Genomic DNA, 20672 nt, shown 5'->3' on the forward strand with positions numbered 1-20672 from the left:
GGCAGCGGATCAGCCCGTTCTTTCCGGCAGCAGGGTCATCAACGAAGTTTCGACCGTCAGCCCCGGCCCGAAAGCCATGGAACACACGCGCTCGCCGGCCTGGGCAACGCTCGGCAGGTGCTCCTCCATGATGTCCTTGAGCACGAACATCACGGTGGAACTGGACATGTTGCCGTAGTCGTTGAGCACCCTGCGCGCCGGCATCAGCTGCTCCTCGCTGAGCTCCAGGCGTTTTTGCACCCGATCCAGGATCGCCCGGCCGCCGGGATGGATTCCCCAGTGCGGAATGTTGGCGTAGGTCGTGTCCAGGGAGTCGTCGCGGACAAGCAAGGGGGCCAGCGCCCCAACAATGTGGTCGTCAATGATGTGGGGAACGTAGGTGCCCAGGACCATTTCGAATCCCTCGTCCCCGATGTTCCAGGCCATTGCTTCTTCGCCGACCGGGGTGAGAACCGTTTCAAAGTGGTCCAGTTGCAGCCCCGGCCCGTGGTGGTTCCGCGCCGTGACGATGGCGGCCGCCGCCCCATCGGCAAAGAGCGCAGACCCCATGATGGTGTCCGGATCATTCGAACTGCGCACATGCAGCGAACAGAGTTCGGCGCACACCACCAGCACGACCGCGTTCGGGTCGGCGTCGCAAAAACTCTTGGCAGCGCGCAGGGCGGGGAACGCCGCATAACAGCCCATGAAACCAAGGTGGTAGCGCTGGGTGGAGGGGCTAAGGCCCAGGGCCCTGACCAGTTGGTAGTCGGGGCCCGGATTGTAGAAGCCGGTGCAAGAGACGGTAATGACATGGGATACGTCGGCGGGAGTGAGATCCGGACAGGCGTCAAGCGCCTTCTGTGCAGCTTCGATGTAGAGCCCGGGCGCGATCGAGGCAAAAAGCTCGTTGCGAACCTTGGTGCTGGGACTGAGCAGCAGCCCCGAATCGGCGTCGAAGAAGTCCGGATTCTTGGCCACGGATTCGGTGGTGAATTCGTTGACGGCCGTGTGCCTCGTGGAAATCTGTGCCGAATCGAAGGACGTGGCGATCAGCCGCTGTCCCAGCCGGGTCAAGCCGGGTTGGGCGGCAAAGACATCCCGTGCCTTGTCCTGGTAGAGGATCGTGGGCGGTACAGCTGTTTGGATGGTTCTCATCATCACCGACATGACCCAGAGCCTATGTCTGCACAGGTCGGACGTAAAGAGCCGTTCCTGGATGCAGGGTTAAGAACTCGCTTGACATGTTTGCTGCCAAAAAAAGACCTAGCGCCGGCAAAGGCGCAAGCGTATCGTTCGTTTTGGGAGACCATCAGCGGTCAACGGCTATCCCAGCACAATGGAGAGCAGGCATGTCATGCCGGACAAGTCACCACATAGACACGAACACAAGAAACCACACGGCAAAACCATCAAGGAGCGGCGGGCCGAAAAGCGCTCGAAGAACGCCCCGGAGGCCGACACCGAACAGGTAACCCACATCACCAAGAAGCATTGAGCCGGGTGAAGGAAACCCGGGTAAACGAAGTGGAGAAGAGATGACTCTTCTCCACTTTTCTGTGTGTACAGGCAGTCCGACCCCGATGTCGTCGCGTGTTTTCGGCAAAATCGTGCGCCACGAAAAAACTTTTTGAATTCTTCCAATCCGTCGTGCGCACCGCACCGAATGCTTCATGACAGCCCGCACCGCATGGTCGGGAAGGCGCGGCGGCCTAGAACCGCCGCATGGCAAGGAGAATGACATGAAGCGCATGAACAGCAAGTTTGCTGCAGGACTCGGATTGATCGCAGTTGCCATGGTTGGGCTGACCGCTTGCTCGTCGGGCACCGGAGGCAGTGCCACCGAGTCCATGGCTCCGTCCGCACCGATGGCCACCTCCAGCGCACCGGCATCGTCCAGTGGCTCCGCGATGGCCAGCGAATCGGCAATGGATCCCGCCGCCAACCTCGTTGGTTCGGGCTGCGCAGCATACGCCAAGGCAGTCCCGAGCGGCGATGGATCGGTGGCCGGCATGGCCAAGGATCCGGTGGCAGTGGCAGCCTCCAACAACCCACTGCTCAAGACCCTGACGGCTGCGGTTTCGGGCAAGCTGAACCCCAAGGTTGACCTTGTCGACACGCTCAACGGTGGAGAATTCACCGTTTTTGCCCCGGTCGATGAAGCCTTTGCCGCCATCCCGGAAAAGGACCTCAAGGCAGTGGTTGCCGATGCCGATACCCTCAGCAGCATCCTGACCTACCACGTGGTCGCCGGCCAGATCGCCCCGAGCGACATCGACGGAACCCACAAGACCGTCGAAGGCCAGGACCTCAAGGTCACCGGCAGCGGAGACGACATCAAGGTCAACGGCGCCAAGGTGATTTGCGGTGGCGTTCAGACCGCAAACGCAACCGTCTACCTCATCGACTCGGTGCTGATGCCGCCGGCAAAGAAGTAACTGCCGCAACCACCATCACAACGCATTTGCCATCCAGGGGGTTGGTGCTCGACGAGATAAAGATTCGTCAAGCACCAGCCCCCTGATTGGGATCTATGACGATCTCTTGGGGGGATCGGAAGATACGACTTTTCTAGTAGCCGCGCCAGTAAAGATGGTGGGTGAGGTTTGAAATGCATGAGACCCTTGAACGCATGAGCTCACATCGACTTGGTGACACGGAACACGTTTCCGTTCCCACCCCTGAAGACCTGATGCTCCAGATTGCCGAGGGCAACGAGAACGCTTTTGAACAACTCTACGATCGCTTGTCTTCCCAGGTTTTTGGCCTGATTCGACGCGTCCTGAAGGACGAGGCGCAAAGTGAAGAAGTGACCCAAGAGGTGTTCGTGGAGGCCTGGCAGCAGGCGACGCGGTTTGACGCGGCCAGGGGCAAGGCGATCACGTGGCTGTTGACCTTGGCTCACCGCCGGGCCGTCGACAGGGTTCGGGCAAGCCAGGCGAGCAATGACCGCGACCTGCGCGAAGGCATGAAGGAATTTCAGGAAAGCTATGATGACGTTGAAGAAACGGCCATCCAACACGACGAAAGCCGTCGCGTTCTGCAAGCCATGGAACGACTGAGCGAAACACAGCGTGACGCCATCCAGCTGGCCTACTTCGGCGGCTACACACATCTGGAAGTGGCCGAGTTACTCAAGATCCCGGTGGGGACCGCAAAAACGCGGATACGCGATGGTATGAACAGACTTCGAGACCTAATGGGGGTGGCGTGATGGAAAAGCACAAGAACGAGCTGACCGGCAGCTTTGCCCTGAATGCGCTTGACGACTCGGAGCGCGACGAAGTACTTCAGCATGCAGAGGCTTCCGAGGCTGTTCGTGACGAAATCGATGCCCTGCAGGAAACTGCTGCGCTCCTTGGGCTCTCTGCCGAACCCGTGCAACCTCCTGCCAGGGTAAAGGCAAACATCATGGCCGCCATCCGCAACACCCCTCAGCTTCCGCCCGTTCAAACGGAAGCCGAAGAGCCGGCCGCGCCTGTTGCGGAAACTCCGCCAGCGGAATCGACTGCCGAAAACACACAGCCGGAATCCGCATCCCCAATCCACGAGCCAACGGCGAAGGCGCCGGCAGCGGGCAAAATGAACCAGCGAATGTTTGCGTTGGCGGCGGGTGTCCTGCTGATCGCCTCGGGCGTCCTGACCGGGGTGGTGGTGAACCAACACGCGCAGCAGGAACTGCTCGAGCAGCAACTGTCCGCCTTGAACGACCAACGGGCCGAATTGACCAAGATCCTGACGGCCAGTGACGTGAAGTCCAAGACCCAGCGGATGGACGACGGTGCCCGGGTTACCCTGGCGTACTCGGCCGCCGAAGGAATGATGGCCGTGACCACGGAGGGCCTGCCAACCTTGCCCAGCGACAAGGGATACGAACTGTGGCTGATCTCGGATACCGGTGCGGTATCGGCGGGCATGGTTACTGGAACGAAAACCGACGGAATGGTCATGGTTTCCGGCTCGATGGAGGGTGTCACGCACTTCGGCATCACCGTGGAACCGGCTTCCGGCTCCCCGGCCCCGACGACTGATCCGATCATGGTCCAAGCTCTCTGATTTCCCACACGGAAATTGCTCCCGCCAACCAATCCGTCGGTGGTACCGTTCCGAATACGAAGTGATTAGCGCTTCCCGGGTATGCCGGTGGAGACAAAACACAACGTACGGGGCAGGTGCACTCATGAACGAGAGAACAGCAACCAGGCTGCGTGATCTGGGAGCCTTCGGGCTCGCGGGTTTCGCGTCGGCGGCGGTGCTTTTTTCGGTGGCTCAGTTGGTTTCGGCCTTCTTCGCCACCTCTTCGGCACCGCTGGTGGCCATGGGGGCGGTCTTTATCGATCTGACTCCGCCGTGGCTCAAGGACCTCGCTATCGCCACCTTTGGCACCAACGACAAATTGGCGCTCTTTGTTTCGATGGGCGTGGTCGCCGCGGTCGCGTCCGTGATCGTCGGGTTGATTGCCAAGCGTAGTATCGCCATTGCGTCGGGCTGCATCGTGGTCCTGGCGATCGCCATCGGCGGCGCAGTGATTTCCCGCCCGGCCACCGGTCTGGCCGATCTGACTCCGGTCATCCTCGGAACCGTGGCTTCGCTGATCGTGCTGCGCAAGTTGACGAGGTTGGCAGTCGCTTCCCGGGCCCCAGGCCCCGGCGACGACTCCGGAGCCGTGCCCGGTGCCTCGCGCAGGAACTTCCTGTTAGGAACAGGCCTTGCCTTGGTCGGTTCGGCGATTGCCACGGGGGTCGGAAAGTCCCTGGCCACGGCCAGAAACGTGGCCGACGCCGCGCGCGCGGCGCTGGGCCTGCCCCCGGCCAAGGTGCCGGCGAAACCCCTGCCGGAGGCCGTGCAGATCGACCTGGCCGGCATGCCGCAATTCGTGACACCGAACAAGGATTTCTACCGCATCGATACGGCACTGTCGGTGCCCCGCATCAACCCGGCCGACTGGTCCTTGCGCGTGCACGGGATGGTCGAGAAGGAATTCACGATCAACTTTGCGGAACTGCTCAAGGAAGACCTGGTCGAAAGCTACCTGACACTGACCTGCGTATCGAACCCGGTGGGCGGGCCGCTGATCGGCAACGCCAAGTGGCTGGGATACCCGCTGCGGCTTCTCCTGGAACGAGCGGTTCCGAAGGCAGGCGCGGACATGGTGCTGTCAACGTCCATCGACGGATTCAGCGCCTCCACGCCCCTGGAAGTCTTGACGGACGAGCGCATGGCCCTGCTGGCGATCGGCATGAACGGCGAGCCGCTGCCGCTGGAACACGGGTTCCCGGTGCGCATGGTGGTTCCCGGGCTGTACGGATACGTCTCCGCCACCAAGTGGGTGGTGGATCTGGAAGTGACCCGGTTCGCGGACAAGGTCGCGTATTGGACCACCCGCGGATGGTCGGATCACGGCCCCATCAAGATGTCTTCACGGGTGGACGTACCGCGTTCCTTTGCAAAGGTCCCTGCGGGCAAGGTGGTCATGGGCGGAACCGCCTGGGCACAGACCCGCGGGATCTCCGGGGTGCAGGTCCAGATCGACGACGGCGCGTGGGTGGACGCCGAGCTGGGTGCCGAGGCATCCCTCGACACCTGGCGGCAGTGGCGCTACGTCTGGGACGGCGGGACGTCGGGAAACCACACCGTCAGCGTCCGGGCGATCGATGGACAGGGCGTGGTTCAAAGCAGCGAGAAGGCGAACCCGGCGCCCAACGGCGCCAGCGGCTGGCAACGGATCCAATTCTCCGTGCACTAGTAACCAGCCCAGGGCGGGGCCGCTCAGGTGTACATCAACGAGCCGGGCGTGGTCAGCCGTTCACCCGTTTCCAGCCAGGTTTTCATGCCGGAGAGGATCATCGGCCAGCCGCCGTATAGCTCGCCATGTGCACCTGCGTTCATCCGATCGTGGGTCACCGTCAGCAGGCAGGTGTCCTCGATCTGGGTGATCTCGTAGGTGATGCGGCTTTCCCCCTCGGCTTGGACGGCTTCGCTCCACAGCGCCGTCATCGTCACGACCAGCTTGCGGTTCGGCTCGGATTCAACAATGGTTCCCTCGCCCAACGGGCCGTCGGCATTGGGATTCGTCGTGGTGAAAGCGGAACCCGGAACCCAATCGGTGATGTAGGAATTGCCGAAGTAGTAGATGGCCGTTTGCTCCGGGTCGGTCAACGCCGCCCAGAGCTTCTCTGGCGTGGTCTTGATGTAGTACTCAAAGATTTTTTCCATCTCCAAAGGCTAAACCCGGATAGGGCCCATGCGTCCAAAATGGGCAACAATTCTTCGCGAACGGGAGGTTTCGGCGTCGTGCCACGAACCCTGCCGGACGCGGATTCAATAGAAGTATGGGTGCAGCCGGGCTCCCTGCAGGACCTGAAGTGGTCCCAGCGCGTCGCACGCCATGATTACAGGCAACGCATCTCCTTTGTGGTTAAAGCCATACAGCAGAAGTCGAACAACCATGGGTTGGAGGCTCGAACCTGGCTGCGTGCCGTCTCTGATCGGGCGTTGGAAATAAGTTGCCGGATCCGTAGGGCCTGTTGTCTGCGTCGACCTTGGATTCGCCAAGATGTAGGTGGCAGGTGTGGCGAACCAACGGCTGCTGTTTCGACATCCGAATCGTTCATAGCTGCTTTGGGTGCATCAGGTCTAAGCTTAAAATACGCCTCCGGGAATCCGGAAGGTACCCAAGAAATCGAAGTCTGCATGGCACGAAACGGCAGCGAATTTTCTCGTTCTTCATCTTGAAGTGACAGCATCTCGAGTAGGCTCCCACTCCGCACGAACACTGGACTGGAGCCCACTGTCTTTGTTGTTTTCGCCTGATCCCACAAGCCCCAACCTCGGATTCGGCAGGGCAACTCCGACGAAATCGACCCCAGGTATTTTCCTGCCGGAAGGTACGGGGCACGACATCGCTTCTCTATTATTTTTGAGCCAAAACTTTCGGGGCAACTGTTGTGCCAACTAGTGAACGCAAGGAGCACACCATGAACGAGACCAAGAGCCCGCGGTCCAACGAAGCCGCAGAGGACGTCGCAAGTGCATCGGCAGGGAAACCCAAGTCCTCCGTGCGCAGCGTGGATGAATTGCCGGATGGATCGGGCAACGATTCAACCAAACACCGCCACGGGGACTCCGACGAGGACCGGTACGATGCCGGGTGACATGAGGCCTGTCACGCAACACTGGGCTTGAAGCGGTGCGAACCGCGGATCCGTATTTCTGCCAGCGCGTCATGTGCCAACCGCATGGACTTCGCCAGCTTGCCGCCTTGCGAAACCTGGCCAGTCCGCAGCGTTAGTCGTTGTCAGAAAAAACCACTAGCAAGCCCCGGGCGATAGGCGTAGCGTCAAAGGTGGTTCACCAGCGAAGTTGCTGGGTCAACGGACCTCAAATAGGAAATCTGGTGTTAACGAACAACATCCGCGCAAGCACCGGGCCGGAAGCAACCGAGCGACGGTTCCACGTATCAATGGTTGATCGAATCCACGAACACTCGTGATAAGTCGACTAGACGTCAGGGAACCGGAATCGGCTCCGACCTATCGTCATGGCGCGGGGATTGTTGTGGTTATCGGAGGCAACGCATGGGAGTATGCGACGTTTGCGGCAACGATTACGACAAGACGTTCATCATCACGCGCGGAACGCAGCAGCACGTATTTGATTCATTCGAATGCGCCATTCACCTGATGGCGCCACGGTGTGCGCATTGCGGATGCGCCATCATTGGCCACGGGCTTCAATCGAAGACGGGCCAATACTGCTGTGCATCCTGTGCACGGCATGCGGGGGAGTCGGGCCTTGTCGATAGAAAGGAATGATCTGACATGGGCAACGAATCGAAAATTCCGGACACGGGCAGTGGCCCGCAAGTACCCAAACATGTTCAAGTGAAGCACCACGCCAATGGATTGCTCATCGGCGGAGGCAGCATTGCCGTGCTCTTCTTGATCTTCCTCGTCAGCGGCGGCTACACGCTCGGCGGTGTTATCAGCCCCCTGTGGATCGGCTTCGCAATCGGTGTCCTGATTGCAGGACTCGGCCTGTTCCGTCTCATCAAGGGGCCCATGGCCTTCGGGCTGGGGGACACTGAGCACAAGCACTCCGACTAATGGCGGATGGCGAAGGCCTGGGTGATAGCTTCTCGCTCCCGCCCGGGCCTTCGCATGTAAAAGTCAGAGCGTGTCGAGGTGTCATGCCGATGGTGCGTTGGGTGCGCAGATTAGGCTGTGGGGAGTATCCAGAAAGGTAATTCCCCTTATGAGACGGACTTTGGCCTACTTGCTTCGCATTGGCGGTTCCATTGCCATTGTGGCTGCATTGGTCGCCCAGATTCAGCGGACGATCCAGAACGAAAGCGCGGGCAAGGGCGAAGTAGGATTCGTGGTCCAGAACTTCTTCTCGTTCTTCACCGTGGAAGCCAATGTCATTGCCGCTCTGGCGCTGTTCGTGGGCATCTTCACGCTTTCATCACGTAAGAGCGATTCCCAAGGCTGGACGATTTTTCGGGCCGGGGCGACAACGTACATGGCCACGACCGGTGTTGTGTACAACTTGCTGCTGCGGGGCATCGAACTGCCGCAAGGGGCAACCGTGGGCTGGTCGAATGAGATCCTGCACGTCATCGGGCCGGTTGTCATGGTGCTTGATTGGCTCATTGCCCCCGGGCGCCGCCCCTTGAATGCGAAGGCGCTCTGGGCGATTGTTGCCTTTCCGATTCTCTGGGCTGGCTACACCTTGGTCCGAGGGGCGTTGGTGCTGGATCCCAGGACCGGGGATCCGTGGTTCCCCTACCCCTTCCTGAACCCGCATACGAGTGCCAACGGGTATTTTTCGGTTGCGTTCTACATCGTCCTGATCGGCGTGCTGATCGGTGTGGTCGGGGCCGGCGTCCTGCGCCTAAGCCGGGCCGGGCGTCGATCCTAAGGCGGAGCGTCGACTCCGTGGGATACCCTTAGGGGTATAGGAGATCGAGATCCCGGGAAAGGCTGTGGACACGCTTTGCTTCGTGACCGATTGATATGGGTGGCTGTTTCACTGGTGTTGGCATCGATGGCGGCTTCATTGTGGGGCCAGCAGGCCGTCGTTGCGGCACTGGGCGCGGGGGCCGTGGCCCTCTACGCCGCAATCGCGGCGGTGCGCGGACGGTGCCTCGGGGCCATTTGTGCCATGCCGTTGCCATCCCGAAGGGGCAATGGCGATACCCCGGAGAATCAGGGGTAGGTCCTTCGGGCGTTCCCGGGAATGAAATCGCAACCACTCGTGTTTTATATGCAAACGCATTCAATCCTCGAGAGGAAATTCCCAGATCATGAACCAGTCAATCGTTGTAGTTTCAGGCGGTCTCGGCACCCCATCGACCTCGGGCTTGCTCGGTCGCCAACTCGCTGAAGCGGCTGCCAACGAGCTGGCAGCCAGGGGTTTCCAGACCGATGTCACAGTCCTCGAGCTCCGCGACTACGCCACCGACATCACCAACAACCTGCTTACCGGATACGCCCCGCCGAGGCTCCAGGAAGCGATTGATACTGTCACTGCTGCCGGTGCGCTTGTCATGGTTTCGCCCGTTTTCACGGCCTCGGTCTCGGGACTGTTCAAGTCCTTCATCGACGTGCTCGATCCGAAATCGCTGGAGGAAAAGCCGGTCCTCCTGGCTGCCACAGGCGGAAGCCCGCGCCACAACCTGGTCATCGACTACGCGATGCGGCCGATCTTCAGCTACCTGCGCGCTTCGATCATGCCCACCAGCGTTTTTGCCTCGCCGGAAGACTGGGGCGCGGACCAGGGACATGGTGCCCTGGCCGATCGTGAACGGCTTGCCGGGCGCGAACTCGCGTTGGCAATGATGGCCCGCGGCGGTGGAAGTGCGCCCGTGATTCAAGACTTAGGCGACACCCGGTCGATTGCCCCCAACGTCAGTGACACGGCGAACCCCCGAGACACCATGAGCTCGTTGCCGTTTGAACAGCTATTGGCAAACATCCGAGCCGTCTAGCCGATCGCCACGTCGCATCTGAGGAGGACCATCGCCCGTTGACGTTGGCCGGGAAGCCCGGTGACCGGACCACGGCGGGATCGAGGCCTCGGCCACGAGCCCCAAGCCGAGGTGGTCAAGTTCGCCATGCGCCGCCGCCGGCCGCCCCATGCGTCAGAGGATTCTCTCCCGGGAATGCCGTGGCAACAGCGGGTCCGGCCACGGACGTCGGGGCAGCCGCCTGATGGCCGCGCACACCACCAGAACCCAACCGAGCACCCCGGCGAGGCAGACTCGCTCGGCGAGCCCCAACAGATCCGGCCCAATCGCGGCGGCCAGACCCAGCGAAGCGAGCCCGGCGGCAGCAATGGCCGCGAGAGTGAATGCCGCCGGGTGTGCCTTTGCCAGTTCCGGGCTGGAGCGTGTCCAGCGGGTCAGCACGAGCATGCCGGTCAGCGCGGCCATGAACCCCAACCCGGCCACGTAGAGATGCACGATGCCCACCGTGGTGGCAGCCAGTATGCCGGCGTCGGCAACATCGGTGGGGAAAAAGGCCAGGATCGCAGAACACAGGCCGCCGGCGGCCATAAGAACCGCTCCGGTCCGCCGGGGTCCGGTGTCCGGTCCGACCCTGTTGATGGCGGCGATCGCACACAGGGTGGTGAGTGCCCGGCCGAGAAAATTCAGGTTCATGATCCACCCGAATGGGCCGACCGCCAGGTTGCTTTCAGCGTCGCTGATCACGCTGTAGTACGGCGGCAGGAACTGGAGTACGACGTCGACGAGGACGTAGATGGCGACACCGGCCATGGCGGCCGTGGCAAACCGTCGTCGGGCACCGTCCGGCGTCCGCGGCATCATGGCTCTAGCTTTCCACATCGGCGTCAAACCTCCGCCAACGCTGGCGGTCGTCCGGACGCGGCAACAACGCACCGGGCCCCACCAGCGGCGGCCTATCCACCGGCTTCACCTCAACTGGCGAATTCCGGGTCGGTGGCATCAAACTTGTCGCACCCATCCACGGCGGCACCCATCCGGTGGATCATGCCGCCCAATACGGGACCTGGCGTGGCGAAATTGAGCCTGACAAACCCGCTGCCGCCTTTTCCGCAAGCGTTTCCGCTGGTCAGGGCGACCTGCGCTTCGGTGAGGAAAAATTGCGCTGGATTGGGTTCAAGTGCAAGGCGCGAAAAATCCAGCCAGGCAAGGTAGGTTCCTTGCGGTGCCTGGTACCTGACCTGGGGCAGGTGTTCGGCGATCAGCCTACCGAGCAGGATGCGCGATGCATCGAGGTAATCGACGACGCCATCAAGCCACCCGGACCCCGTTCGATAGGCCGCGGTCGTGGCAGCAAGCCCTACGTTGGCCGCCGCATGCTCGGGGACATGGCCTACGCGGGACCAGACCGTCCTGTCGACGTCGTTGGTCAAAACCAGTTGCGCACATTTGAGTCCGGGCAGGTTGAACGCCTTTGTCGCAGCGACGGCGGTGATCGAATGGCCGGCGGCGATCGCGCTTATGGATGCATAAGGGATGTGCGTGGATCCCGAATAGACGAGGGGTGCATGGATCTCATCGGAGAGAACCCGCGACCCGGTCGCCTCAACCAGCAACGAGATTTGTTGCAGTTCTTCCCGGGAGTAGACCTTCCCAATGGGATTGTGGGGATTCACCAGGACAAGCAACGCCCCGCCGCTCAGTGCCTGTTCAAGCTCCGCCCAATCCAGCTCCCACCCGGTTTCGGTTTGGAGCATGGCCACCTGCTTGGAACTTCTGCCGAAACGCGAGGCCGCCGAAATGAAGGGCATATAGGTAGGGGTGAGCAGGACCAGCGGGGCGTCCTGACGGTGCTTCGGTGAAAAATGCATGATGGCAGCGTCAAGGGCGGCCGCAACGCTGTTGATGGGTCGAATCTGTTCGCTTTCAACCCTCCAACCGAAGCGGGCGTCGAGCCATTGCGAGGTGGCCTGCTGCATGTCGCGGACCAGGGAACTGGGAGCGTATCCGGTCAGCCCCATCGCCAGTGTTTGCTGCGCTGCCTCGATGACGCCAGGGGCCGTTCCGAAATCCATTTCCGCTACCCAGGCCCCCAAACTCCCGGGGTATTCGGTCCACTTCAATGACCCGTTGTGGCGCAGCTGATCAACGGTGAGGAGGTCAAATGGGTGGGCGGTCATTTAGCCAGCTTAGACTCCATCGACCCCCAGCGGTACAAATCCTTCCCCTTTTCTAACCCCATAAGTCCGCCGCTTTCGATAGGTTGATACTCATCACCCAATTGGGGGAAATTTTTGACCGGGCAACACGCGGACGGCGGGAGGAAGATCCTATGACGCAAGGCCGCCATGAGACCGTCGAAGAGCGTCTGGACCGAAATTGGAACGAACTGCTGCAGGAACTCCGGGTCATGCAGACCGGAGTCCAGATCCTGGCGGCTTTCCTGGTGGTGCTGCCCTTCCAGTCAAGATTCACGATTCTCAATGCCGCCGACCGGGCCTTTTACATGGTCCTGCTGGTCTTCTCGGCCCTGCTGATCGTCCTGATCGTCACCCCGGTGGCGGTGCACCGGCACCTGTTCGGCCACCGGGTCAAGATCACCACCGTGCGCATGGGCCATGCCATTCTCAAGATCGTCATTCCGGGGGTCGGCATGCTGGTTGCCGGCTGCGTCTGGTTCGTGGTGCAGGTGCTTGACGGGTGGCTCATCGGAGTGTTCGTCGGCGGTTCCATCATGCTGGCGGTCTTCATCCTCTTGTTCGCGCTGCCGCGCATCATCAAGCCCCGGCGTTCGGTGGAGGAGCAGCCCGCCGGCGAACCGGGCGCCGATTGATCGAGCCGGTTAAACACCCGCGGGCGGCGCGATCGCCCGTTTCCGGGGGATCGCGCCGCCCGCGGGGCGTGCTTGGACCGACTGCGTCCTAGAGCAGCGAGTCGGCGAACTGCGAGGCGCCGATGGCCACCGCGTCGGTTCCCAGTTCGCTCCGGAGAACCTGGACCGGGTTCCCGGAAATGGGAGGGGTCCGGCGCAGGGATTCAGCCATGGCGGGGTGCAGAAGATCCCAGGCGAGGGCCACGCCGCCGCCGATGATGAGCGCAGAGACATCCAGGATGCCCGAGATCATCAGCGCGGCCTTGGCCAACCCGGCGCCGGCGTCGGCAAAGAGCCCGGCGGCGGTGTCATCGCCCTCGCGGGCCAGCCGTGCCACGTCCTTGGTGCTGAAGGAGTTGCCCGTTGCCTGGGCATAGAGCGAGGAGATCGAACGGCCCGCGGCAATCGTCTCCAGATGGCCCTTGCGTCCGCAGGTGCACAAACGGTCGCCGAAGCCGGGGATGTGGCCGATCTCCGCCGCGGCCCCGTGCTCGCCGGTGTGCAGGCCGGAGTTCAGGACAAGCCCGCCACCCACGCCCGTTCCCAGCGCGATGCCGAAGAAGTTCTCCAGCCCCCGGCCGGCGCCGAAGCGCTGCTCGCCGAGCACGAAGGCTGCAACGTCGTTGCCGACGCTGACCGGCATGGACAGGCTCGCGTTGAGCCGCTCGCCCAGCGGGTAGCCCTCCCAGCCGGTGAACGAATCACTGGCTGCCAGGACCACCCCGTCGGCGTCGATGACGCCCGCGGCCCCGACACCGGCAACGCGCGGGACCAGGCCGGAACGTTCCGTGGCCAGGGCGGCCACCTCGCGGCAGGCCGCCACCATGGCATCCCCGCCGTGTTCGGCGGGGGTGCCGGTGCTGGCGCGGCCCCTGACGCTTCCATCGACATCCATCACGACGGCGGAAATGCCAGTGCCGCCGATATCAATTCCCAGTCGTGGATACACCGCTAGGAACCCTGGGTGGCGGAGGACAACAACAATGCGGTGCGCGCCTCGCGGCGCTGCCTTTGCACGATGGGGTTGGGCGATGGAACCGAGGCCAGCAGGTGGCGGGTGTAGGACGCCTCCGGGTGCTGGAGCACCTTGGAGGACGGGCCGGACTCGATCACGTTGCCGTGCTGCATGACGGTGACACGCTGCGAGACCGAGTGCACCACCGCGAGGTCGTGGCTGATGAACAGGCAGCCGAAGCCGTGCTCCCTCTGCAGGTCCAGCAGCAGGGTCAGCACCTCGTCCTGCACCGACACGTCCAGGGCGCTGGTCGGCTCGTCGGCGATCAGCAGTTCCGGTGCCAGGGCCAGGGCGCGGGCCAAGCCGATGCGCTGGCGCTGTCCGCCGGAAAGCTCGTGCGGGTAGCGGTTGGCGTTGGCTCCCGGGAGGCGGACGGCCTCCAGCAGCTCGCGCACGCGGGCGTCGCGCTGGGCGCGGCCCGGGCGCTTGCCGTCGACCCCGTGCATGACCAGCGGCTCGGCGATCGAGTCGCCCACGGTCATGCGCGGGTCGAGGGATCCGCCCGGATCCTGGAAGATGATGCCGATGCGCGAGCGCAGCTTGCGGATCTCGCGGGTCGACGCCTTCAAGACGTCGCCGCCGAAGAGCGTGATCGCACCGCCGGTCACCGGGACCAGGCCCAGCGGGGCGCGGCCGAGGGTCGACTTGCCGGAGCCCGACTCGCCCACCAGGCCGACGATCTCGCCGCGGTTGATGACCAGGCTGGCCCGGTTGACGGCGCGCAGCTTGCGCCCGCCGCTGGTGTAGTCGACGCAGACCTCGCGCATGTCCAGCACCGGGTCGACCAGCGGGGCGTTTGCCGGGGAGTCCGCGTGCTGCGGCTCCTCGGTGTTGTCCGTGGCGCGTTCCTCGGCGATGATGGCATCCCACTGCGCCTCGGGAAGCGTCGGGACCGCGGCCAGCAGGGCCTGGGTGTAGGGCTCGGCCGGTTCGGTGAGCACCTGGACGGTGGTGCCGGTTTCGATGACCTTGCCCGCGTTCATGACGACCACGCGATCGGACAAATCCGCGACCACGCCCATGTTGTGGGTGATCAGCAGCAGCGCGGTGTTGGTTTCCTTCACCAGGTTGCGCAGCAGCTCCAGGATCTCGGCCTGGACCGTCACGTCGAGCGCGGTGGTCGGCTCGTCGGCGATGATCAGCGTGGGGTCGCAGGCCAGTGCGATGGCGATGACCACGCGCTGGCGCTGGCCGCCGGAGAGCTGGTGCGGGAAGTTCCTGGCCTTGACGGCAGGATCCGGGATGCCCACCTGGTCCAGCAGCTCCACGGCGCGGGCCATGGCCTCGGCCTTGGAGACGCCGCGGTGGTTCAGGATGGCCTCGGCGACCTGCTTGCCGACCTTCATGGAGGGGTTCAGCGCGGTCATCGGTTCCTGGAAGACCATGGACACCACGTTGCCGCGCTTGGAGTCCATGTCCGCCTCGGAGGCGTTCAGCACGTCGTGGCCGTCGACCTCGACCAGACCCGCGGTGCGGGCGGTGGAGGGCAGCAGGCCCATGGCGGTCAGCGACGTGATGGTCTTGCCGCTGCCGGATTCGCCGACGACCGCCAGCACCTCGCCGCGGTCCACGGAGAAGGAAACCCCGCGCACCGCGTTGACGGTGCCGTTCTTGGTCTTGAAGTCGACGACCAGGTCCTGGACCTTCAGGGCCGGGACGCCGGTGGATTCTGTGAAAGTGGTGCTCATGACTGGCCTCGTACATCAAACATGTCGCGCAGGCCGTCACCAATGAAGTTGAAGGCGCTGACGATCAAAACAATGGCAATACCTGCGGGGAAGATCAGCCACCAGGCGCCGGAGTACACCGAGGAGATGCCGTCGGTGAGCATGGCTCCCCAGTCGGTGGCCGGCGGCTGCAGGCCCATGCCCAGGAAGCTCACGTAGGCGATCAGCAGGATCGCGTCGGCCACCTGGAAGGTCGCGTTGACCACCACGGTGCCGATGGTGTTGGGGATGATGTGGCGCAGGATCGCGCGGGCGTTGGAACCGCCGGTGGCCTTGATGGCCAGCACGTAGTCGCGGCTTTTCAGCGACAGCGCCTCGGCGCGGGTCAGCCGGGCCGGGACCAGCCAGGACACGGCGCCGATGATCAGCACCATCATCCATTCGCTCGGGCGGACGATCGCGGAGATGACCAGCAGCAGGAAGATGCCCGGGATGGCGATGCCGGCGTCGACGATGCGCATCATGGTGGCATCGACCCAGCCGCCCATGTAGCCGGCGACCGAACCCCACAGGGTTCCCAGGATGGTCGCGAGCACGCCCGCGGCCAGGCCGACCAGGATGGAGGTGCGGCCGGCGATCATCAAGCGGCCCAGCACGTCGTAGCCCAGGCCGTCGGTACCCAGCGGGTGGCCGTTTTCGCCCGGCTTGAGGTCTGCCTGCATGAGGTTGGTCGAGATCTGCTCCGTCTGGTAGACCAGCGGGCCGATGAAGCTGAAGATCATCAGGGCGACGACGATGACGACGCCGATGACCGCGAGCTTGTTGGAGAAGAACTGGCGCACCGCGCGGGCGGTCGGGGACTTCGGGGGAGCTGTACGGCTCAGGGTTGCTGTACTCACTTGACACCTCCACGGGCGCGGGGATCGAGAATGAACTGGGTGATGTCCGCCAGCAGCGAGCCGACGACGGTGGCCACGGAGATGACCAGCACGCAACCCAGCAGGACCGGGAAGTCGGTGGTCTGCGCGGCGTTCCAGAAGAGCAGGCCCATGCCCGGGTAGTTGAAGAGCTGTTCGACGACCAGTGCGCCGCCGAACATGACCGGCAGGTAGTAGCCGAGCATGGTGACCACCGGGGTCAGCGAGTTGCGCAGCACGTGGCGGGAGATGACCTTTTTCATCGGGGTGCCCTTGGCGCGGGCGGTGCGGACGTAGTCCTCGTGCAGGTTGTCGATCGTGGCCGATCGCATGTAGCGCGAGAACGTCGCCACGCCGGCCAGGCCGCTGGTGAGGATCGGAAGGATCATCTCGCGCGGCTGGGACAGGATCTGCCCCACGGTGTCGCCCTGGGGCGCGCTGGCCGGAAGCCAGCCCAGCAGCTGCGAGAAGAACATGATCAGCAGCAGGCCCAGGAAGAAGCTCGGGGTGGAGTACACCACGAAGTTCAGGCCGGTCATCACGTAGTCGAAGGCCTTGTTGCGGCGCAGCGCCTGGGTCATGCCCAGCGGGATGGCGACCAGCAGGGCGCCGATGATCGCGGCGACGGCCAGGATCATGGTCTTGGGCAGGCGCTGGGCGATGAGCGCGGAGACGTCGGTGTTCATGACGAACGAACGGCCCAGGTCACCCTGCAGCCACTGGCCCACGTAGTTGAAGTACTGCTGGATGAGCGGCAGGTCGAAACCCTGCTCGTGGTTGAAAGCCGCAATCTGGGCTTCGGTGGCCTGCTGGCCCAGGATGCCGCGGGCGGGACCGCCGGGCAGGGCCTGGAGCAGCAGGAACACAATAACCGAGACGATCGCGATGACGACCGCCGCCTGCACAAGTCTTTTGGCTAAAAACCAACTGAACAGCCGAATCCCTGAGCTATCGCGAATGGCGGTGGTGGTGGTCGACATCGACGATTCTCCCTTCTTGGTGGGCCGAAGCCCGGTTGTTGGACTAGGAAGCCCGAATTACTTGTTCCAACCCCAACGCTGCGGGAAGAAGTTGGCGGTCGGGTCCTGCGTGGTGCCGGTCATGCCGTCGCGGATGACCGAGACCTGGTAGACCGGGTTCGGCAGCCACATCACCGGCAGCTGCTCGGCGAGCAGCGCCGAGTACTTCTGCATGGTGGCCGGGTCGTTGCTGGTCAACGCATCGTTCATGAGCTTGTCGGCATCGGCGTTCGAGTAGTTGCCGAAGTTCACCGAGGCGTCGGTGCCGAAGATGCGTTCGCCGGTCGGGTAGGCCGGGAAGTACCAGGAGCCCGCGGCGCCGAAGTAGGAGAACTCCCACTTGCAGTCGGCCGAGTCGGCCTTGCACGGGGCGGTGTTGTTCAGCACGGTGTTCAGCGGGGCGCGGTCGAACGCGACGGCCACGCCGATGTCGCGGAAGGAGGACTGCATGGCGGCGAACTGCTTGTCGGCCTCGTCCGAGCCGGACTGGACCATCATGGTCAGGTCCATCTTGGTGCCCTTGTCGACGCCTTCGCCACACTGGTTGTCGGCGGTGCCGGCTTCCTCGCACACCAGGACGCCATCGGCTCCCGGCTTCCATCCGTGGTCGGCGAAGAGCTTCTTGGCCTTCTCGATGTCGAACGGGTACGGGTTGTTCTTCTGTGCCTCGGAGAGGTACGGGGACGGGATGTCCTGCGGGACCGGGCCGAAGACCGGGTTTGCCCCGCCCTTCCAGATCACCTTGGAGATGGTGGGCTGGTCGATCGCGGACTGCAGCGCCTGGCGGACGTAGAGCTGCTTGAAGGTGTTGCCCAGCTTCGGGTTGTTGAAGTTGTAGGGCATGTAGGTGACGGCCCAGCCCTCCCACGGATCGACCTGGTAGCCGTTGGACTCGAACTGGTTCTTCTGGTCCATCAGCGAGGTCGGGATGTAGCCGTAGTCGATGCCCTTGGAGCGCAGCAGGTTGACCTCGGCGTCGGCCGAGGTGAACGGAAGCAGGTTCACGGTGGTGACCTGGGCGGCGTCCTGGCCGTCGTACTTCTCGTTCTTGGTCAGCGTGGTCTTGCCGGCGTTGTCGAAGGCGCCGAGGGTGAACGGACCGGAGACGGTCTTCCACAGCGGGTTGGTGGCGTAGGACGCCATGTCCTCGGAGGACTTGTTCAGGTAGGCGAAGATTTCCTTGGCGCCCTCGGCGGTGCGGTCCTCGTCGCCGATCTTGCCCTCGTCGCTGGTCTTTGCCCAGGCGTGGTGCGGCAGCGGCCGGATCGAGGTCAGCTGCGTGGAGGACATCCAGTCCTGGTTGTAGACCTTGTCGAAGGTCAGGGTGAAGGACTTGTCATCGGTGTAGTCGATGTCGGTGATGTTGTCCGGAAGACGGCCTTCCTTGTAGCCACCCCATGCTTCCTTGTTCGCCTTGATGAGGTTGAACCAGAACTCGACGTCGCGGGTGGTGATGGCTGTGCCGTCGGACCAGTGCATGTCGCGCATATGGAAGGTGACCGACTTGCCGTCCGCGGCGTAGTCCATCTTGTCGGCAATGCCGGTTTCCAGATCCAGCTTCATCTCGCCCTTGGAACCGTCGAAGGTCATCATGGGGGACCAGAGTGCCTGGGCGATGGAGGAGTTGTGGGTCGCCATCTTGCCGGCCACGCCGATGGGAAGAATCCAGTTGGGAGTTGAATTCGGGGGCAGAGCGTAGTTGACCGTGGTGGTGTCCACGCCCGCCGCCACCGTGGCGGCGCTTCCGGAAGCGCCGGGCTTGTCACCAGCACCGCCACCGGCGCAGCCGGTGAGCAGCAATGCGAAAGCGGTGATGCCTGCGGCAAGACCAACCTTCAAGCGTTTGCGATCGTTAGACATTGATCGATCTCTCCTGATCTAGAAGTGGGGTGGAGCCATATAAAAGTTAGTTCGTCATCGAACAAAGTATGATCATAAATGGATGAACTATGTGTAATATAGAGCACAAGTAGGGCTGTGCGCATCTCGGAAAGATAACGATTCGAACCGAATAGGCGAAAAACTCCTGCTGAGACGCCAAAGTCAGAAGTTATGCGAATCGAAAGAAGTTGCCCATGAGCACCGGAGACCTTGCAGTCGACGTACTGCGCAGAATTGCCGTCGAACCGGTCACCCGCTCGTCTCTGGCCAAGGAAATGGGCCTGGCCCCCTCCACCATCTCGGCCAAGATCAACGACCTGATGGAGGCCGGCCTCGTCCAGGAGGGCGGCTCCGCGCCCTCCCGCGGCGGGCGGCCCGGGAAACTGCTCTCGATTTCCTACCAAACCGGCCGCGTGGCCGTGATCTCCATGGGCGCCAAGCACGCCCACCTGGGGCTCTCCGATCTTTCCCGCGCCATCCTGTCTACCCGGTCGATATCCATCGACGTGGCTCAGGGCCCCGAAGCGACGGTTGAGCTGCTGGCCGCAGGAATTCGCTCCATGCTGGAGGCCGACGGCGGCGACCTGCTGTCGGTCGGCATCTGCCTGCCCGGCCCCGTGGATGCCGTGCGCCGCGTCGTGGTGGCACCCTCGCGCATGCCGGGCTGGCACAACCAGGACGTCGGCGCGCTGCTCGAAGCCGCGCTCGGAGTCCCGGCGATCACCGACAACGACGCAAACCTCGCGGCGCTGGGGGAGTACCTCTCGCGTCCGGACGCGGCCGCAAACTCCATCACGGTGCTGGCCGGCACCGGCGTGGGCACCGGCATCATGGTCGGCGGCCAGCTGTACCGGGGCTCCACCTACGCCTCCGGCGACATCACCCACACCAAGGTGGAGGCCGCTGCCGACCGCATGTGTTCCTGCGGAAACCGCGGATGCCTGGAAACCATCGCCTCCGGTGCAGCCATCGTGCGCGACCTGGCCAAGGCCGGCATCGAAACCAGCGACATCTTCGAGGTCCTGGACATGGTCCGCGACGGCGACCCGACCGCCAACGGCGTGGTGCGCGAGGCCGGCCGCCAGCTCGGCCTGGCGCTTAGCACCGTGGTGAACTTCTTCAACCCGGGCGACGTCTACCTCGCCGGCGCGCTGTCGGGCGCCAGCGTCTACGTGGCGGCCGTCCGTTCCCAGCTCTACGAACGCTGCCTTCCGCTGGCCACCTCCGGATTGCGCGTCGAGGCGGCGCACGCGGGAAGCGAGGCCGGACTCGTCGGCGCCGCGGAACTTGCCATCATCCACCTGTTGAACCAGCCGACACTTCCGGCCAGGTTCTCCGAGTCAGCCGGCGCCTGAACG

Annotated in this window: 20 protein-coding genes; 11 read left to right on the plus strand and 9 right to left on the minus strand. The window is 63.2% G+C overall.

Translation table 11 applies throughout. The features are described from left to right. Nucleotides 1-9: 9 nt before the first annotated feature. Entirely contained in the window at nt 10-1149 is a 1140-nt protein-coding gene (locus tag ACFY5D_RS14930) for a type III polyketide synthase (protein WP_387531349.1), read from the minus strand. A gap of 169 nt (nt 1150-1318) precedes the next feature. Here ACFY5D_RS14930 and ACFY5D_RS14935 point away from each other — a divergent pair, with 169 nt between their 5' ends. From ACFY5D_RS14935 to ACFY5D_RS14955, 5 genes are all read left to right on the plus strand, one after another. Further along, nucleotides 1319-1477, plus strand: a complete 159-nt coding sequence (locus ACFY5D_RS14935) for a hypothetical protein (protein ID WP_387531351.1) — start codon at nt 1319-1321, stop codon at nt 1475-1477. A 244-nt stretch (nt 1478-1721) separates the two neighbouring features. Then, nucleotides 1722-2417, plus strand: coding sequence for a fasciclin domain-containing protein (locus ACFY5D_RS14940; protein WP_387531353.1), 696 nt, complete (start codon nt 1722-1724; stop codon nt 2415-2417). A gap of 194 nt (nt 2418-2611) precedes the next feature. Further along, the gene (gene sigK / locus ACFY5D_RS14945; RefSeq protein ID WP_387531356.1) at nt 2612-3193 is read left to right on the plus strand and encodes an ECF RNA polymerase sigma factor SigK; all 582 of its coding nucleotides are present in this window, start codon (nt 2612-2614) and stop codon (nt 3191-3193) included. Next, complete coding sequence (locus ACFY5D_RS14950; RefSeq protein WP_387531358.1) at nt 3193-4035, plus strand: anti-sigma factor domain-containing protein; 843 nt, start codon at nt 3193-3195, stop codon at nt 4033-4035. Before sigK ends, ACFY5D_RS14950 begins: the two co-directional genes overlap by 1 nt. A gap of 124 nt (nt 4036-4159) precedes the next feature. Next, nucleotides 4160-5725, plus strand: a complete 1566-nt coding sequence (locus ACFY5D_RS14955) for a molybdopterin-dependent oxidoreductase (protein ID WP_387531360.1) — start codon at nt 4160-4162, stop codon at nt 5723-5725. A gap of 23 nt (nt 5726-5748) precedes the next feature. Here ACFY5D_RS14955 and ACFY5D_RS14960 read toward each other — a convergent pair whose 3' ends face one another. Then, entirely contained in the window at nt 5749-6195 is a 447-nt protein-coding gene (locus ACFY5D_RS14960; RefSeq protein WP_387531363.1) for an SRPBCC family protein, read from the minus strand. Between the two features lie 761 nt (nt 6196-6956). On the opposite strand from ACFY5D_RS14960, the gene ACFY5D_RS14965 reads away from it, so the two are divergent. From ACFY5D_RS14965 to ACFY5D_RS14980, 4 genes are all read left to right on the plus strand, one after another. After that, a complete protein-coding gene (locus ACFY5D_RS14965; protein ID WP_387531365.1) occupies nt 6957-7133 on the plus strand; it encodes a hypothetical protein in 177 nt (58 codons plus the stop codon). A 666-nt stretch (nt 7134-7799) separates the two neighbouring features. Beyond that, complete coding sequence (locus tag ACFY5D_RS14970) at nt 7800-8084, plus strand: hypothetical protein (protein ID WP_387531368.1); 285 nt, start codon at nt 7800-7802, stop codon at nt 8082-8084. A gap of 148 nt (nt 8085-8232) precedes the next feature. Then, the gene (locus tag ACFY5D_RS14975; protein ID WP_387531371.1) at nt 8233-8898 is read left to right on the plus strand and encodes a Pr6Pr family membrane protein; all 666 of its coding nucleotides are present in this window, start codon (nt 8233-8235) and stop codon (nt 8896-8898) included. 385 nt (nt 8899-9283) lie between these two features. After that, nucleotides 9284-9967, plus strand: coding sequence for a CE1759 family FMN reductase (locus tag ACFY5D_RS14980; protein WP_387531373.1), 684 nt, complete (start codon nt 9284-9286; stop codon nt 9965-9967). Nucleotides 9968-10120: 153 nt separating this feature from the next. Here ACFY5D_RS14980 and ACFY5D_RS14985 read toward each other — a convergent pair whose 3' ends face one another. Further along, on the minus strand, nt 10121-10807 hold the full coding sequence (locus tag ACFY5D_RS14985) for a DUF998 domain-containing protein (protein ID WP_387531376.1): 687 nt from the start codon (nt 10805-10807) through the stop codon (nt 10121-10123). A gap of 110 nt (nt 10808-10917) precedes the next feature. Next, nucleotides 10918-12123: a MalY/PatB family protein gene (locus tag ACFY5D_RS14990; protein WP_387531379.1), complete on the minus strand. Its 1206-nt coding sequence runs from the start codon at nt 12121-12123 to the stop codon at nt 10918-10920. Between the two features lie 152 nt (nt 12124-12275). On the opposite strand from ACFY5D_RS14990, the gene ACFY5D_RS14995 reads away from it, so the two are divergent. Then, on the plus strand, nt 12276-12776 hold the full coding sequence (locus tag ACFY5D_RS14995) for a DUF6328 family protein (RefSeq protein WP_387531382.1): 501 nt from the start codon (nt 12276-12278) through the stop codon (nt 12774-12776). 88 nt (nt 12777-12864) lie between these two features. Here the strand turns inward: ACFY5D_RS14995 and ACFY5D_RS15000 are convergent, their stop codons facing one another. The 5 genes from ACFY5D_RS15000 to ACFY5D_RS15020 are packed head-to-tail and all read right to left on the minus strand — an operon-like array spanning nt 12865 to nt 19293. Then, nucleotides 12865-13764, minus strand: coding sequence for an ROK family protein (locus ACFY5D_RS15000; protein ID WP_387531385.1), 900 nt, complete (start codon nt 13762-13764; stop codon nt 12865-12867). Between the two features lie 2 nt (nt 13765-13766). Next, complete coding sequence (locus tag ACFY5D_RS15005) at nt 13767-15518, minus strand: ABC transporter ATP-binding protein (protein ID WP_387531387.1); 1752 nt, start codon at nt 15516-15518, stop codon at nt 13767-13769. After that, nucleotides 15515-16396 carry an ABC transporter permease gene (locus ACFY5D_RS15010; protein ID WP_387531390.1) on the minus strand — a complete coding sequence of 294 codons (882 nt, stop codon included), beginning with the start codon at nt 16394-16396 and terminating at the stop codon, nt 15515-15517. Before ACFY5D_RS15010 ends, ACFY5D_RS15005 begins: the two co-directional genes overlap by 4 nt. Continuing rightward, nucleotides 16393-17394 (minus strand): ABC transporter permease, encoded by a 1002-nt coding sequence (locus ACFY5D_RS15015; RefSeq protein ID WP_387531393.1) that lies wholly within the window; start codon nt 17392-17394, stop codon nt 16393-16395. The genes ACFY5D_RS15010 and ACFY5D_RS15015 overlap by 4 nt, the downstream gene beginning before the upstream one ends. 57 nt (nt 17395-17451) lie before the next feature. Next, on the minus strand, nt 17452-19293 hold the full coding sequence (locus tag ACFY5D_RS15020) for a peptide ABC transporter substrate-binding protein (RefSeq protein ID WP_387531396.1): 1842 nt from the start codon (nt 19291-19293) through the stop codon (nt 17452-17454). A 215-nt stretch (nt 19294-19508) separates the two neighbouring features. On the opposite strand from ACFY5D_RS15020, the gene ACFY5D_RS15025 reads away from it, so the two are divergent. After that, nucleotides 19509-20669, plus strand: a complete 1161-nt coding sequence (locus ACFY5D_RS15025) for an ROK family protein (RefSeq protein ID WP_387531399.1) — start codon at nt 19509-19511, stop codon at nt 20667-20669. Nucleotides 20670-20672: the final 3 nt, after the last annotated feature.

Source organism: Paeniglutamicibacter sp. NPDC012692, assembly GCF_042901625.1.
In the GTDB taxonomy this organism is placed as follows: Bacteria; Actinomycetota; Actinomycetes; order Actinomycetales; family Micrococcaceae; genus Paeniglutamicibacter.

Excerpts from the sequence above, each read along its gene's own strand:
- ACFY5D_RS14930 (WP_387531349.1), bottom strand. The coding sequence starts at position 1,149 with ATGTCGGTGATGATGAGAACCATCCAAACAGCTGTACCGCCCACGATC.
- ACFY5D_RS14935 (WP_387531351.1), top strand. The coding sequence starts at position 1,319 with ATGGAGAGCAGGCATGTCATGCCGGACAAGTCACCACATAGACACGAA.
- ACFY5D_RS14940 (WP_387531353.1), top strand. The coding sequence starts at position 1,722 with ATGAAGCGCATGAACAGCAAGTTTGCTGCAGGACTCGGATTGATCGCA.
- sigK (WP_387531356.1), top strand. The coding sequence starts at position 2,612 with ATGAGCTCACATCGACTTGGTGACACGGAACACGTTTCCGTTCCCACC.
- ACFY5D_RS14950 (WP_387531358.1), top strand. The coding sequence starts at position 3,193 with ATGGAAAAGCACAAGAACGAGCTGACCGGCAGCTTTGCCCTGAATGCG.
- ACFY5D_RS14955 (WP_387531360.1), top strand. The coding sequence starts at position 4,160 with ATGAACGAGAGAACAGCAACCAGGCTGCGTGATCTGGGAGCCTTCGGG.
- ACFY5D_RS14960 (WP_387531363.1), bottom strand. The coding sequence starts at position 6,195 with ATGGAAAAAATCTTTGAGTACTACATCAAGACCACGCCAGAGAAGCTC.
- ACFY5D_RS14965 (WP_387531365.1), top strand. The coding sequence starts at position 6,957 with ATGAACGAGACCAAGAGCCCGCGGTCCAACGAAGCCGCAGAGGACGTC.
- ACFY5D_RS14970 (WP_387531368.1), top strand. The coding sequence starts at position 7,800 with ATGGGCAACGAATCGAAAATTCCGGACACGGGCAGTGGCCCGCAAGTA.
- ACFY5D_RS14975 (WP_387531371.1), top strand. The coding sequence starts at position 8,233 with ATGAGACGGACTTTGGCCTACTTGCTTCGCATTGGCGGTTCCATTGCC.
- ACFY5D_RS14980 (WP_387531373.1), top strand. The coding sequence starts at position 9,284 with ATGAACCAGTCAATCGTTGTAGTTTCAGGCGGTCTCGGCACCCCATCG.
- ACFY5D_RS14985 (WP_387531376.1), bottom strand. The coding sequence starts at position 10,807 with ATGATGCCGCGGACGCCGGACGGTGCCCGACGACGGTTTGCCACGGCC.
- ACFY5D_RS14990 (WP_387531379.1), bottom strand. The coding sequence starts at position 12,123 with ATGACCGCCCACCCATTTGACCTCCTCACCGTTGATCAGCTGCGCCAC.
- ACFY5D_RS14995 (WP_387531382.1), top strand. The coding sequence starts at position 12,276 with ATGACGCAAGGCCGCCATGAGACCGTCGAAGAGCGTCTGGACCGAAAT.
- ACFY5D_RS15005 (WP_387531387.1), bottom strand. The coding sequence starts at position 15,518 with ATGAGCACCACTTTCACAGAATCCACCGGCGTCCCGGCCCTGAAGGTC.
- ACFY5D_RS15015 (WP_387531393.1), bottom strand. The coding sequence starts at position 17,394 with ATGTCGACCACCACCACCGCCATTCGCGATAGCTCAGGGATTCGGCTG.
- ACFY5D_RS15020 (WP_387531396.1), bottom strand. The coding sequence starts at position 19,293 with ATGTCTAACGATCGCAAACGCTTGAAGGTTGGTCTTGCCGCAGGCATC.
- ACFY5D_RS15025 (WP_387531399.1), top strand. The coding sequence starts at position 19,509 with ATGAGCACCGGAGACCTTGCAGTCGACGTACTGCGCAGAATTGCCGTC.